Genomic DNA, 274 nt, shown 5'->3' on the forward strand with positions numbered 1-274 from the left:
GTTCGGCTTCGCGGGGGTGCTGAATTTCGGTTACGTTGCTTTCTTCGCCGTCGGCGCTTTCGCGAGCGCGCTTGCCACCCTGCCGCCGCCCGGGTCCGAAGCCTATTTGGAAGCGGGCGCGCAGTACGCCGTCGGCCTCGATTTGCCCTGGCTGGCTGGCTTCGTACTTGCTGGACTTGTCGGCGGGCTGCTGGCCCTCTTGATCGGTTTGACGTCGGTCAGATTGCGCACGCACTATCTTGCCGTGGCCACCTTCGCAATGGCCGAAGTGGTG

Annotated in this window: 1 protein-coding gene; it reads left to right on the forward strand. The window is 64.2% G+C overall.

Translation table 11 applies throughout. The annotated features are described in order from the left end of the window. On the forward strand, positions 1-274 hold a 274-nt coding region (locus R0J92_RS22955), incomplete at both ends, for an ABC transporter permease subunit (RefSeq protein WP_411053366.1).

Origin of the sequence: Tritonibacter sp. SIMBA_163 (assembly GCF_046535935.1) — a bacterium.
Lineage (GTDB): Bacteria > Pseudomonadota > Alphaproteobacteria > Rhodobacterales > Rhodobacteraceae > Epibacterium > Epibacterium scottomollicae.